Source organism: Streptomyces aureus (genome assembly GCF_001418135.1).
Lineage (GTDB): Bacteria > Actinomycetota > Actinomycetes > Streptomycetales > Streptomycetaceae > Streptomyces > Streptomyces aureus_A.
This window is the reverse complement of sequence record NZ_LIPQ01000480.1, coordinates 1-12228: the sequence shown is the minus strand read 5'-3', so window position 1 is coordinate 12228 and position 12228 is coordinate 1. Positions and strand designations below refer to the sequence as shown.

Here is a 12228-nt window from a genome sequence, read left to right as displayed (position 1 = left end):
CCGGGCGGCACCCCGCCCGGCGCCGCTCCCCTCGTCCACGACCGACCGGCGCTCGGTTCGCTCGGTCTGTTCACCGTCCTGCTCGGCGCGGCCCTGCCCCTGATCGACTTCTTCATCGTCAACGTCGCCCTGCCGTCGATCGACCACGACCTGGCGGCGGGCCCGGCGCTCCTGGAACTGGTCGTCGCCGGGTACGGACTGTCGTACGCCGTCCTGCTCGTCCTCGGCGGACGGCTCGGCGACCTCTTCGGGCGCCGCCGGCTCTTCCTCGCGGGCATGGCGGCCTTCGGGCTGACCTCGCTCGCCTGCGGTCTCGCCCCGGACGCCTGGACGCTGGTCGGGGCGCGGGTGGCGCAGGGCGCGGCGGCGGCCCTGATGCTGCCGCAGGTCCTCGCGACCATCCACTCCTCGACGCGGGGCGCGCGGCGCGCCAAGGCACTGAGCCTGTACGGGGCGACCGCGGGGCTCTCCATGGTGGCCGGACAGATCCTCGGCGGGGTCCTCGTGGCCGCCGACCTCGCGGGCTCGGGCTGGCGTGCGGTGTTCCTGGTGAACGTGCCGGTGGCGGTGGCCGGGCTGGTCCTGGCCTTCCGTACGGTGCCGGAGACCCGCTCGGACCGCCCGGCGCCGGTGGACGTGCCGGGCACGCTGCTGCTCGCCCTCGCGCTGACCACGCTGCTCGCGCCGCTGACGGAGGGCCGGGCGGCGGGCTGGCCGCTGTGGACGTGGGTGTCGCTGGCCGTGTTCCCGTTCGCGGCGGTGGCGTTCTGGCGGGTGGAGCGGCGGATGGACCGCCGGGGCGGCACGCCGCTGGTCCCGCCGAGCCTGCTCGGCCTGGTGTCGCTGCGGCGCGGGATCGTACTGCTGCTGCCGCTCTGCATGGGTTTCGGCGGCTTCATGTTCGTGATCGCGGTCGCCCTCCAGCAGGGTCTGGGCCTGGGCGCGATCGCCTCCGGTCTGGCCCTGGTCCCGATGGCGGTGGCCTTCTTCGGGGCCTCGCTCGCGGGTCCCCGGCTGGTACGGCGCTGGGGCACGCGCGTGGTGACCGCGGGCGGCCTGATCCAGGGCGTCGGCATCGGGCTGCTCGCCGTGACGGTCCGGCGCGCCTGGCCGGACCTGTCGGTGGGGATCCTGCTCCCGGGCATGGCGATCGCGGGCCTGGGGCAGGGCCTCCAGCTCCCGGTGCTCTTCCGGGTGATCCTCTCGGAGGTGCCGGGGGAACGCGCGGGCGTGGGCAGCGGCGTGATGGTGACGACCCAGCAGTCGGCCCTCGCCCTGGGCGTCGCCACCCTGGGCTCCCTCTACCTGGGCCTCGCGACCTCGCCCCAGGGCGCGGGTACGGCCCTGACGACGACGCTCCTCGTCCAACTGGCCATGGTGGCCGTGACGGTGACACTGTCCGCGCGCCTGCCGAGGAAGGTGGGCTAGCCGGGACGACGAAAGGGCCCGGGGCGTGGAGGCGCCTCGGGCCCTTCGTCATGCGGTGGGAACTACTCCCGGCCGGTGCCGGTGCCGGTGCCGGTGGCTTTGGCGGTGCCGGTGGCGGTGGCGGCCGTGGTGTCGGCCGGGTCAGCGGCGTCGGCCGCGGTCCCGGCGGCATCGGCTCCCTGGGTGCGCTCGCGCATCTTCTTCAGGAGGTCCTGCTTGCGGTCGTCGGCGGAGCGCTGGGCCGCCGTGCGGCTCTGGCCGTCGCCGTGCTGGTCGGCGCGGGACAGCTTCTTGCGCTGTCCTCCGACGCCGAGGAGGTTGTTGCGGCTCTTCGCCACGGTGTTCTCCCGTCAGTGAGGTGGTCGGTGGTCTGACTCGGGCTGCCGGAGACGGCGCTCACTCGTAGATCTGGAAGAACGAGGACATGCCGGTGACGCTACCCCGGCCGTTGGGCGGGAGCACCCGGTTTTCCCCGTACCACTCGAAGGAATGACAGATATTGAAATCTGTCATCGGTCATGTCATGGTTGTTGTGCGCTACCGACCGATCCACCGCTTCCCGAATCCGAGGAGACAGCCATGAGCACCACCAGGCGCCCCGTCCCCACCCGCCGGCTCGGCACCACCGGGCCCGAAGTCTCCGCCCTCGGCCTCGGCTGCATGGGCATGTCCGCGCTGTACGGCGAGAGCGACCGCGCCGAGTCGATCGCGACGATCCACGCCGCCCTGGACGCGGGGGTGACCCTGCTCGACACGGGCGACTTCTACGGGATGGGGCACAACGAGCTGTTGATCAACGAGGCGCTGCGCACGGCCCCCGCGGCCGCCCGCGAGCAGGCGCTGACCAGCGTGAAGTTCGGCGCCCTGCGCACGGTCGAGGGCGGCTTCACCGGGTACGACGGGCGGCCGGCCGCCGTGAAGAACTTCGCGGCCTACTCGCTCCAGCGCCTCGGCACCGACCACATCGACATCTACCGGATCGCCCGCGTCGACCCGGACGTGCCGATCGAGGAGACCGTCGGCGCCATCGCCGAGCTGGTCGAGGCGGGACACGTGCGGCACATCGGGCTCTCCGAGGTCGGCGCGGACACCCTGCGCCGGGCGGCGGCCGTGGCCCCCATCGCGGACCTCCAGATCGAGTACTCGCTGATCTCCCGGTCGATCGAGGAGAAGATCCTGCCGACCGCCCGGGAGCTGGGCATAGGTGTCACGGCGTACGGGGTGCTGTCGCGCGGCCTGATCAGCGGCCACTTCACCCGCGACCGGGAGCTCGCGGCGAACGACTTCCGGGGCATGAGCCCGCGCTTCCAGGGCGACAACCTCCAGCGGAACCTGGACCTCGTGGACCGGCTGCGGGCGCTCGCCGAGGCCAAGGGTGTGACCGTCGCGCAGACCGCCGTCGCCTGGGTCCTCGCGCAGGCCGAGCGGCAGGGCGCGGACATCGTCCCGCTGGTCGGCGCCCGGCGCCGGGACCGGCTCGCGGAAGCGCTCGGCGCCCTGGACGTCACGCTCGACGCCGCCGACCTGGCGGCGATCGAGGAGGCCGTCCCGGCGGGCGCGGCGGCCGGCGACCGCTACCCGGCGGCGCAGATGGCACACCTGGACAGCGAGCACTGACCGGCGCCCCGGGACCCCGACGACTGACGGGTACTGTCATTCCATGGCCGCCACCGAGACCCTGACCGCCGAGCGCATCCTCGAAGCCACCGAGGAGGTGCTGCGCCGCTACGGACCGGCGAAGGCGACCGTCGTGGACGTGGCCCGGGTCCTCGGCGTCAGCCACGGCAGCGTCTACCGCCACTTCCGCACGAAGGCGGCGCTGCGCGAGGCGGTCACCCAGCGGTGGCTCTCGCGCACCGAGACCGCCCTCGCCGAGCTGACGGCGGCGCCGGACCTGGCGGCGCCGGACAAGCTCCACGCGTGGTTCGCCCGCCTCTTCGAGGCCAAGCGGCACAAGGCGGGCGACGACCCCGAGCTGTTCGCCACGTACAGCGTGCTGATCGACGAGAACAGCGGAGTGGTCGACCAGCACATCGACGTCCTGATCGACCAGGTCCGGTCGATCGTCGAAGAAGGCTCCCGGGACGCGGAGTTCACCGCCCCCGACCCGGACTCGACGGCCCGTGCCCTGTTCTACGCCACCGCGCGCTTCCACGACCCGGGCTACGCCCCGGAGTGGCAGCGCCCCACGATCGAGACCGAGTTCGAGTCCGTGGTGAGCCTCCTGCTCCGCGGCCTGCGCGCCTGACACCGCCCGGTCCCGCCGCGCTAGGCCCCCGCCGAGGCGGCGGCCGTCCAGGCGGTGACCGGCAAGACGGTGGCCGTCCAGGCGGTGACCCAGACAACGGGAAGGCCCCCGGTTCCTGTCGGAACCGGGGGCCTTCCGTGCGCGATCAGCGGTCCGCGATGAGCGACCGACGACCAGAGGTCAGCAGCCGAGCAGGCGGCTGCCCAGGTAGCCCTGGATCTGGTCGAGGGAGACGCGCTCCTGCTTCATGGTGTCGCGCTCGCGCACGGTCACCGCGTTGTCCTCAAGGGTGTCGAAGTCGACGGTCACGCAGAACGGGGTACCGATCTCGTCCTGGCGGCGGTAGCGGCGACCGATGGCGCCGGCGTCGTCGAACTCGATGTTCCAGTTCTGGCGCAGGTCCGCCGCCAGGCCCTTGGCCTTCGGGGAGAGCTGCGGGTTGCGGGACAGCGGCAGGACCGCGACCTTGACCGGGGCCAGGCGCGGGTCGAGGCGCATCACGACGCGCTTCTCCATGACGCCCTTGGCGTTGGGGGCCTCGTCCTCGTTGTACGCGTCGAGCAGGAAGGCCAGCATCGCGCGGCCGACACCGGCGGCGGGCTCGATGACGTACGGCGTGTAACGCTCGCCGGACTCCTGGTCCAGGTACGTGAGGTTGGCGCCGGAGGCCTTGGAGTGCGCGTTCAGGTCGTAGTCGGTGCGGTTGGCGACGCCCTCGAGCTCGCCCCACTCGCTGCCGCCGAACTGGAAGCGGTACTCGATGTCGGCGGTGCGCTTCGAGTAGTGGGAGAGCTTCTCCTTCGGGTGCTCGAACCAGCGCATGTTCTCCTCACGGAGACCCAGGCCCGTGTACCAGTTCCAGCGCTGCTCCATCCAGTATTCCTGCCACTGCTCGTCCTCGCCCGGCTTGACGAAGAACTCCATCTCCATCTGCTCGAACTCGCGGGTGCGGAAGATGAAGTTGCCCGGAGTGATCTCGTTCCGGAAGGACTTGCCCATCTGACCGATGCCGAACGGCGGCTTCTTGCGCGAGGTCTGCAGCACCTGGCCGAAGTTGGTGAAGATGCCCTGCGCGGTCTCGGGACGCAGGTACGCGACGGACCCGGTGTCCTGGGTCGGGCCGAGGTGCGTGGAGAGCAGACCGGAGAACTGCTTGGGCTCGGTGAAGGTGCCCTTGTTGCCACAGTTGGGGCAGTTGAGGTCGGCGAAGCCGTTCTCGGGGAGGCGGCCGTGCTTCTCCTCGTACGCCTCCTCCAGGTGGTCCGCGCGGTAGCGCTTGTGGCAGGAGGTGCACTCGGTCAGCGGGTCGGTGAAGGTGGCGACGTGACCGGAGGCCTCCCAGACCTCGGTGGCCAGGATGACCGACGAGTCGATACCGACGACGTCCTCGCGCGAGGTGACCATGTAGCGCCACCACTGACGCTTCAGGTTCTCCTTGAGTTCGACGCCCAGCGGTCCGTAGTCCCAGGCGGCCTTCTGGCCGCCGTAGATCTCACTGCACGGGTAGACGAAGCCACGGCGCTTGCTCAGGCTGACGATGGTGTCGATCTTGTCGGCGGCCACGGTGCTCTCTTCATTACGACGACGAAGTGCGAATGCCTCAGGTTACCGGCGCCCGCACCCCCCGTATCAAATCGGTTCGGTGAGGGGAGCGCGCGAGGGGGCGCGTGGGCGGGGCCACACGTACGACAATTGACAATCGTTTCCAGTTTTGTTGAAAATGAGTGTCATGAACGTACGTCGCCGCCTCATATCCACCACCGCCGCCACCGCCGCCGTCACCCTCGGCATCGTCACCCTCTCCGCCTGCGGCGGAACCTCCGACGCGGCCGACAAGGGCAGCGAGAGCAAGCTGGACGTGGTGGCGTCGTTCTACCCCATGCAGTACCTGGCCGAGCAGATAGGCGGCGGCCACGTCGCCGTCAACACGCTCACCAAGCCCGGCGTCGAACCCCACGACCTGGAGCTCAAGCCGAAGCAGATCGGCGAGCTCGGCGAGGCCGACGTCGTCCTCTACCTCAAGGGCATCCAGCCCGCCGTCGACGACGCGATCGCCCAGGCCGGCGTCAAGAACACCGTCGACGCCGCCACCCTCACGAAGCTCGAGGCCCACGGCACCGAGGTCGGCCACGAAGGCCACGACCACGCCGAAGGGGAGCACGCCGAGGGCGAGCACGCGGAGGAGGAAGCCGGTCACGACCACGGCTCCGAGGCCGGCGCCGACCCGCACATCTGGCTCGACCCCGTGAAGTACGCCGAGGTCGCCAAGGGTGTCGGCACCGCCCTGGAGAAGGCCGACCCGGCACACGCCGCCGACTACAAGAAGAACACCGACGCCCTCGTCAAGAAGCTCGGCGACCTGAACACCGACTTCGCGAACGGCCTGAAGAACACCACGACGAAGACCTTCATCACCACCCACTCCGCCTTCGGCTACCTCGCCGAGCGCTACGGGCTCGACCAGGAGGGCATCTCCGGCATCGACCCCGAGTCCGAGCCGAGCCCCGCCCGGATCAAGGAACTCCAGGACGTCGCGAGGAAGGACAAGGTGACCACCGTCTTCTTCGAGACCCTCGCGAGCGACAAGACCGCGAAGACCCTCGCCGGCGACACCGGTCTGAAGACCGACGTGCTCGACCCGCTGGAGGGAATCACGGACACGTCCAAGGGCGATGACTACATCGAGGTCATGCGCTCCAACCTCGCCGCGCTGCAGAAGGCCCTCGGCGCGAAGTGATCACCGCACAGCAGGAGGTACGAGCCATGGCAGCCCCGACACCGGAACGGGAACCCGTCATTTCCGTCCGCGGAGCCACCGCGGCTCTCGGCGCCCGGCCCGTCCTCCGCGGCGTCGACCTCACCGTGCGCCGCGGTGAGGTCGTCGCGCTGCTCGGCGCCAACGGCTCCGGCAAGTCCACCGCGGTCCGCTCCGTCATCGGCCAGGTGCCGCTGACCGGCGGCACGATCGAGCTGTTCGGCACGGACCGGAAGCGGTTCCGCGACTGGGCGCGCGTCGGCTACGTACCGCAGCGCACCACCGCGGCGAGCGGTGTCCCCGCCACCATCCGCGAGGTCGTCTCCTCGGGCCGGCTCTCCCGCCGCAGGTTCGGCTGGCTGACCAAGGCCGACAAGGCCGCCGTCGAGCGGGCCATCGACCTCGTCGGGCTCGCCGACCGCGCCAAGGACTCCGTCTCCGCCCTCTCCGGCGGCCAGCACCAGCGGGTCCTGATCGCCCGCGCGCTCGCCTCCGAGCCCGAGCTCCTGATCATGGACGAGCCGATGGCGGGCGTCGACCTCGCCAGCCAGGAGATCCTCGCCTCGACCTTGCGCGAGCAGGTCGCCGACGGCACCTCCGTCCTCCTCGTCCTGCACGAGCTGGGCCCCCTGGAGCCGCTGATCGACCGCGCGGTCGTGCTCCGCGACGGCTGCGTCGTCCACGACGGCCCGCCGCCGGAGGCCCTCGGCCAGCACGCGCTGCCGGGCCACGACCACGTCCATCCGCACGCGGCCGGGGAGCCGCTCCGTACGGGTCTGCTGACCTGAGGAAGCTGACCTGATCATGGAAATGCTCGATCTCGCCTTCATGCAGCGCGCGCTCCTCGCGGCCGTGCTCGTCGGCATCACCGCGCCGGCCGTGGGCATCTACCTGGTCCAGCGCCGTCAGGCGCTGATGGGCGACGGCATCGGCCATGTCGCCATGACCGGCGTCGGCCTCGGCTTCCTCCTGAACTCCAGCCCGGTCTGGATGGCGACCCTGGTCGCCGTCGTCGGTTCGGTCGGCATGGAGCTGATCCGGGCGTACGGCAAGACCCGCGGCGACCTCGCGCTCGCACTGCTCTTCTACGGCGGCATGGCCGGCGGTGTCCTGCTGATCAACCTCTCGCCGACCGGATCCAACGCCAACCTCAGCTCCTATCTCTTCGGCTCGCTCTCCACGGTCTCCGAGGCGGACATCACCGCGATCGGCATCCTGGCCGCCTTCGTGGTCCTGGTCACCGTCGGTCTGCGCCGGCAGCTCTTCGCGGTCAGCCAGGACGAGGAGTTCGCCCGCGTCACCGGCCTCCCGGTGCGCGCCCTGAACCTGCTGATCGCCGTCACGGCCGCGGTGACCGTCACGGTCGCCATGCGGGTCGTCGGCCTGCTGCTGGTCAGCGCGCTCATGGTGGTGCCGGTCGCGGCGGCCCAGCAGCTGTCGAAGTCCTTCCGCGCGACCTTCGTCCTCGCGGTGGTGACGGGCATCACGGTCACCCTGGCGGGCACGGTCACCTCGTACTACCAGGACGTGCCGCCCGGCGCGACGATCGTGCTGTACGCGATCGGCGTCTTCGTCCTGCTCACCCTGCTCGCCACGCCGCTCGCCAAGCGGCGGGCGCGGGCGGCCGAGGCGGGCGCGGAGAGCTGTGACGCACCGGTTCCGGCGACCCGTCGCCCCTCGGACGACGTGAAGGTCTGATCCGGCCCGGACTCAGGGCCGTGGGGGGCTGGCAGAATGGCGGGGGCAGACAAGCATTCAAGGAGGCCCCCGTGGTGACGGCAGGACCCCCCGTACGAGGCCGCTCGACCAAGCAGCGTGCCGCCGTCTCCGCGGCGCTGAACGAGGTGGACGAGTTCCGCAGCGCCCAGGAGCTGCACGACATGCTCAAGCACCGCGGCGACTCGGTCGGCCTCACCACCGTCTACCGCACGCTCCAGTCCCTGGCGGACGCGGGCGAGGTCGACGCGCTGCGCACGAGCGAGGGCGAGACGGTGTACCGCCGCTGTTCGACCGGCGACCACCACCACCATCTGGTCTGCCGCCTCTGCGGCAAGGCCGTGGAGGTGGAGGGCCCGATGGTGGAGCAGTGGGCCGAGACGATCGCCTCGGAGCACGGCTTCGTGAACGTGGCGCACACGGTGGAGATCTTCGGCACCTGTGCGGACTGCGCCGGGAAGTGACCCACGGGCACTGACCTGACATACGAGAAGGCCCGTACCGAGAGGTACGGGCCTTCTCGCGTACGGCTCACACCCGGGCGGAGTTCCGGTCCAGGATCTCCCGCAGCCGGTCGACGTCGGCCGGGTCGGCGAGTCCGCTCTTGGGCAGGTACCCGAAGCCGGTACCGGTCCTGCGGGCGGTGAGGAGGACGAAGAGCCGGGGCGTCTCGACGTACCGGGGCAGCATGGCCCAGCGGATCACGATGTCGGTGTCCCGGGTGATCCACCGCCCGCCGTCCTCGTCGACGACGGCCCGCGCCTCGCCCTGGGACCGGGCCATCAGGAAGAGGCTGCGCGCGGTCGCCCAGGGCACCAGTTCCGCGGCGGCCACGGCCACGGGACCGATCGCGATCATCTCGATCGCCGTTCCCGGATCCGGCTCGCGCAGGACGAACAGCACGAGGGCCGCGACGCCGAAGGCGAGGGCGCAGGCGCCGCGGGCCGTCCAGCGCAGGACGGGCCACCAGCGGGTGGCCCGCAGCCGGACGCGTACCGCCTCGCTCATGTCCGCGCTCACCGGCGGGTAGACGAGTTCGATCCTGTCCCGAGTGCCGTTCTCCGTCGCTTCGTTCACGGCGGTGATCGTAGCGGTACGAACGCTCGGGACCCGTTCCGGTATTCGATCTTCCCGCCTACCCTTGCCCCGTCGTCGGCCGCGGGAGGGAAAGCGCATGGAGAGCACGCCGCAGGACCTGTCTCCGGCCCCCGGCTCCTCGCTGCTCTCGCTCCTCGGGCTCGACGCCGAACAGGACGCCGTCTACCGGCTGCTCGTCGACCGTCCCGACAGCACCCCTGCCTCGGTCACGGGGCCCGGCGCCGATCCCGGGGCGGTGGCCCTCGCGCTCCAGGGCCTCGTCGACCGGGGGCTCGCGAGTGCCGAGCGGGGGAGGACGGAGTCCGGTACCGGGCCGCCTCACCCGTCCTCGCGCTGGGTCCGCTCCTGGAGTCGCGCAGGTCGGCGCTGCACCGGGTGGAGCACTTCGTCTCGGAGCTGGCCGAGCGGCACCGGGCGGCGGCGCGATCCCTGACCGGGGGCGTCCCGGTGGAGGTCCTGACGGGGGCGGCGGCGATCCGGCGGCGGCTGGTGGAGATGCAGCACAAGGCGCGGCACGAGCTGCGGTCGCTGGTGCCGGCGATGGGCCGGACGGTCGCGATCAGCTTCGAGGACAACCTCGACGAGGTCGAGCGCGACGCGATGCGCCGGGGTGTGGTCGTACGGTCGGTGGTGGCGCGGGCATGGCTGGAACGGCCCCGCGCGGCCCGGCGCTCGGTGACGGGCAGCGCGCGGCCTGGCTGGACACCACGGCCGCCTCGACGGACGTGGTGACCCGGGCGACCTTCGCCGGCACCTGCTCCTGATCACATGAAGAGGCGCCCGTCGTCCGGGAGGACGACGGGCGCCTTGTCGTTCACAGGCGGCGGCTCAGGCCTTGTCGAGGACGGCCATGTCGGCCGGGTCCACGCCGCCGAAGCGGCGGTCGCGCTGGGCGTACTCGACGCAGGCCCGCCACAGGTCGCGGCGGTCGAAGTCGGGCCACAGCACGTCCTGGAAGACCATCTCGGCGTACGCGCTCTGCCAGATCAGGTAGTTGGAGGTGCGCTGCTCGCCGCTGGGCCGCAGGAAGAGGTCCACGTCCGGCATGTCCGGGTAGTAGAGGTACTTCTGGATGGTCTTCTCGGTGATCTTCGCCGGGTCGAGCCGGCCGGCCTTCACGTCCTCGGCCAGCGCCTGCGCCGCGTCCGTGAGCTCCGCGCGGCCGCCGTAGTTCATGCAGAAGTACAGGGTGAGCTTGGTGTTGTCCTTGGTCTGCTCCTGCGCGACCTGGAGCTCCTTGGCGACCGACTTCCACAGCTTGGGCATCCGGCCGACCCAGCGCACGCGGACGCCAAGCGAGTCGAGCTGGTCGCGGGACTTGCGGATGAAGTCGCGGTTGAAGTTCATCAGGAAGCGCACCTCCTCGGGGGAGCGCTTCCAGTTCTCGGTGGAGAAGGCGTAGAGCGAGATCGCCCCCACGCCCATCTCGATCGCGCCCTGGAGCACGTCGAGGACCTGCTCGGCGCCGACCTTGTGGCCCTCGGTGCGGGGCAGGCCGCGCTCCTTGGCCCAGCGGCCGTTGCCGTCCATGACGATCGCGACGTGCTCCGGGATCAGCTCGGACTGGAGCTTCGGCGGGCGGGCGCCGGACGGGTGCGGCTCGGGGGCGCTGTACTCCCGGCGCTGGCGACCGAGCAGTCGTGCGATGGCCATGACGTGGTCTCTCCTACCTAGCTTTTCTCTACGTACCGCAGGGAGCGCAGGCCGCGCTCCAGATGCCAGTGCAGATAGGCGGACACGAGTCCGCTGCCCTCCCTGACGTGACGCGGCTCGCACGCGTCCGCCGTCGCCCAGTCGCCGGTGAGCAGCGCGCTGAGCAGGCCGATGGCCTCCGGAGAGGGTACGACGCTTCCGGGCACCCGGCAGTCGCCGCATATGACACCGCCCGCCGCGACCGAAAAGAACCGGTTGGGACCGTGAATGCCGCATTTGGCACAGTCCTCGAAGCTCGGCGCGTAGCCGTTCACGGCGAGCGAGCGGAGGAGGAAGGCGTCGAGGATGAGGTGGGGGGCGTGCTCGCCCCGGGAGAGGGTCCGCAGACCGCCCACGAGCAGCAGGTACTGCTGCACGGCGGGCTCGCCCTCGTGGTCGGTGAACCGTTCCGCCGTCTCCAGCATGGCGGTGCCGGCGGTGTAGCGGGCGTAGTCGGTGACGATGCCGCTGCCGTACGCGGCGATGGTCTCGCTCTGGGTGCAGAGCGGCAGGCCGCGTCCGACCAGCTCACTCCCCCGGGCGAAGAACTGCACGTCCACGTGCGAGAACGGTTCGAGCCGCGCGCCGAACTTCGACTTCGTCCGCCGCACCCCGCGCGCCACGGCGCGTACGCGCCCGTGACCNNGCGCAGCACGATGCCGTCGTCGCGGAACAGACTCATGCGCCCATTCTCGCGTACTACGGAGGCGCCCCGGCCCGTGCCACGGGGGAACGAGTGGGGGCGGCCGTTCACTCCCCGTTCCCTTTCGGGGCGACACGCCGAGCCCTATGGTTCGGACGTGGACCTACCTGTCGCGCTCCGCTGGGTGTTCCTGGCCCTGGCCCTTCTCCAGCTCCTCGCCCTCGTCCCTGCCGTCCGCCGGATGCGCCGTCCCGACCCCGCGGTCCGGACCGACGGACGGCTGGACCTCCTCGACGCCGTGAGCTCCCTGGCGCTCCTGGCCGCCATCGCACTGGGCAACGGCCCGCTCCTGCTCATCGGCGGCACCCTCCTGGGCGTGGCCATCGNNCGCGTTCACGTGCGCCGTGGCCGCGCTCAGCCGCTCGGCCGAGGTGGCCTCCCGCACCCCGTCGGGCTCCACGTCCCACTCCCGTCCGCCGCCCAGCGGCCGGATCTGGACATAGGGCCCCACGTGCCCCATGACCCTCCCGACCCGCCCGGTGCGGATCTCGACGACGTACGACCCGATGGGCAGTGTCATGACCGGTTCTCCTCCCCCGGCAGGACGGCGGCGGCGAGAAGCCGTGCCGTTTCCACCGTGCAGCATCC

At 71.3% G+C, this 12228-nt stretch carries 14 protein-coding genes and 1 pseudogene; 9 read left to right on the top strand and 6 right to left on the bottom strand.

Translation table 11 applies throughout. The annotated features are described in order from the left end of the window. Positions 1–66 precede the first annotated feature (66 nt). Positions 67–1428, top strand: a complete 1362-nt coding sequence (locus AOK00_RS31310) for an MFS transporter (RefSeq protein WP_063886700.1) — start codon at positions 67–69, stop codon at positions 1426–1428. 62 nt (positions 1429–1490) lie between these two features. On the opposite strand, the gene AOK00_RS31305 is transcribed toward AOK00_RS31310, so the two are convergent. Continuing rightward, entirely contained in the window at positions 1491–1766 is a 276-nt protein-coding gene (locus AOK00_RS31305) for a DUF6243 family protein (protein WP_055603566.1), read from the bottom strand. Positions 1767–2007: 241 nt separating this feature from the next. Here AOK00_RS31305 and AOK00_RS31300 point away from each other — a divergent pair, with 241 nt between their 5' ends. Both AOK00_RS31300 and AOK00_RS31295 read left to right on the top strand, forming a co-directional pair. Further along, positions 2008–3045 carry an aldo/keto reductase gene (locus AOK00_RS31300; RefSeq protein ID WP_055603565.1) on the top strand — a complete coding sequence of 346 codons (1038 nt, stop codon included), beginning with the start codon at positions 2008–2010 and terminating at the stop codon, positions 3043–3045. 43 nt (positions 3046–3088) lie between these two features. Next, complete coding sequence (locus AOK00_RS31295; protein WP_055603564.1) at positions 3089–3676, top strand: TetR family transcriptional regulator; 588 nt, start codon at positions 3089–3091, stop codon at positions 3674–3676. Between the two features lie 180 nt (positions 3677–3856). Here AOK00_RS31295 and AOK00_RS31290 read toward each other — a convergent pair whose 3' ends face one another. After that, positions 3857–5239, bottom strand: a complete 1383-nt coding sequence (locus AOK00_RS31290; protein ID WP_055603563.1) for a glycine--tRNA ligase — start codon at positions 5237–5239, stop codon at positions 3857–3859. Positions 5240–5405: 166 nt separating this feature from the next. Here AOK00_RS31290 and AOK00_RS31285 point away from each other — a divergent pair, with 166 nt between their 5' ends. The 4 genes from AOK00_RS31285 (at position 5406) to AOK00_RS31270 (ending at position 8611) form a co-directional block, all read left to right on the top strand. Further along, positions 5406–6413, top strand: a complete 1008-nt coding sequence (locus AOK00_RS31285; protein WP_055603562.1) for a metal ABC transporter substrate-binding protein — start codon at positions 5406–5408, stop codon at positions 6411–6413. A gap of 26 nt (positions 6414–6439) precedes the next feature. Further along, a complete protein-coding gene (locus AOK00_RS31280; RefSeq protein ID WP_055603561.1) occupies positions 6440–7219 on the top strand; it encodes a metal ABC transporter ATP-binding protein in 780 nt (259 codons plus the stop codon). Between the two features lie 16 nt (positions 7220–7235). Beyond that, positions 7236–8129 carry a metal ABC transporter permease gene (locus tag AOK00_RS31275; protein ID WP_030317430.1) on the top strand — a complete coding sequence of 298 codons (894 nt, stop codon included), beginning with the start codon at positions 7236–7238 and terminating at the stop codon, positions 8127–8129. Positions 8130–8200: 71 nt separating this feature from the next. Further along, positions 8201–8611 (top strand): Fur family transcriptional regulator, encoded by a 411-nt coding sequence (locus AOK00_RS31270; protein ID WP_055603560.1) that lies wholly within the window; start codon positions 8201–8203, stop codon positions 8609–8611. A gap of 67 nt (positions 8612–8678) precedes the next feature. Here the strand turns inward: AOK00_RS31270 and AOK00_RS31265 are convergent, their stop codons facing one another. Further along, the gene (locus AOK00_RS31265) at positions 8679–9224 is read right to left on the bottom strand and encodes a YcxB family protein (protein WP_055603559.1); all 546 of its coding nucleotides are present in this window, start codon (positions 9222–9224) and stop codon (positions 8679–8681) included. Positions 9225–9321: 97 nt separating this feature from the next. On the opposite strand from AOK00_RS31265, the gene AOK00_RS31260 reads away from it, so the two are divergent. Next, a complete protein-coding gene (locus AOK00_RS31260) occupies positions 9322–9678 on the top strand; it encodes a hypothetical protein (RefSeq protein WP_055603558.1) in 357 nt (118 codons plus the stop codon). Between the two features lie 14 nt (positions 9679–9692). Continuing rightward, positions 9693–9977: a hypothetical protein gene (locus tag AOK00_RS31255; RefSeq protein ID WP_159041882.1), complete on the top strand. Its 285-nt coding sequence runs from the start codon at positions 9693–9695 to the stop codon at positions 9975–9977. Positions 9978–10073: 96 nt separating this feature from the next. Here the strand turns inward: AOK00_RS31255 and AOK00_RS31250 are convergent, their stop codons facing one another. From AOK00_RS31250 to AOK00_RS31240, 3 genes and pseudogenes are all read right to left on the bottom strand, one after another. Next, on the bottom strand, positions 10074–10898 hold the full coding sequence (locus tag AOK00_RS31250; RefSeq protein ID WP_055603556.1) for an isoprenyl transferase: 825 nt from the start codon (positions 10896–10898) through the stop codon (positions 10074–10076). Between the two features lie 17 nt (positions 10899–10915). Further along, positions 10916–11581 (bottom strand): annotated as a pseudogene (gene recO, locus AOK00_RS31245) (DNA repair protein RecO); the annotation flags it as partial. A gap of 387 nt (positions 11582–11968) precedes the next feature. After that, positions 11969–12160, bottom strand: a 192-nt coding sequence (locus AOK00_RS31240; RefSeq protein WP_055603568.1) for a hypothetical protein, incomplete at its 3' end; no start/stop codon positions are given. Positions 12161–12228: the final 68 nt, after the last annotated feature.

Bases quoted from the DNA above. Each gene is read 5' to 3' on its own strand.
- AOK00_RS31300 (WP_055603565.1), top strand. From the start codon at position 2,008: ATGAGCACCACCAGGCGCCCCGTCCCCACCCGCCGGCTCGGCACCACC.
- AOK00_RS31250 (WP_055603556.1), bottom strand. From the start codon at position 10,898: ATGGCCATCGCACGACTGCTCGGTCGCCAGCGCCGGGAGTACAGCGCC.
- AOK00_RS31275 (WP_030317430.1), top strand. From the start codon at position 7,236: ATGGAAATGCTCGATCTCGCCTTCATGCAGCGCGCGCTCCTCGCGGCC.
- AOK00_RS31260 (WP_055603558.1), top strand. From the start codon at position 9,322: ATGGAGAGCACGCCGCAGGACCTGTCTCCGGCCCCCGGCTCCTCGCTG.
- AOK00_RS31285 (WP_055603562.1), top strand. From the start codon at position 5,406: ATGAACGTACGTCGCCGCCTCATATCCACCACCGCCGCCACCGCCGCC.
- AOK00_RS31280 (WP_055603561.1), top strand. From the start codon at position 6,440: ATGGCAGCCCCGACACCGGAACGGGAACCCGTCATTTCCGTCCGCGGA.
- AOK00_RS31295 (WP_055603564.1), top strand. From the start codon at position 3,089: ATGGCCGCCACCGAGACCCTGACCGCCGAGCGCATCCTCGAAGCCACC.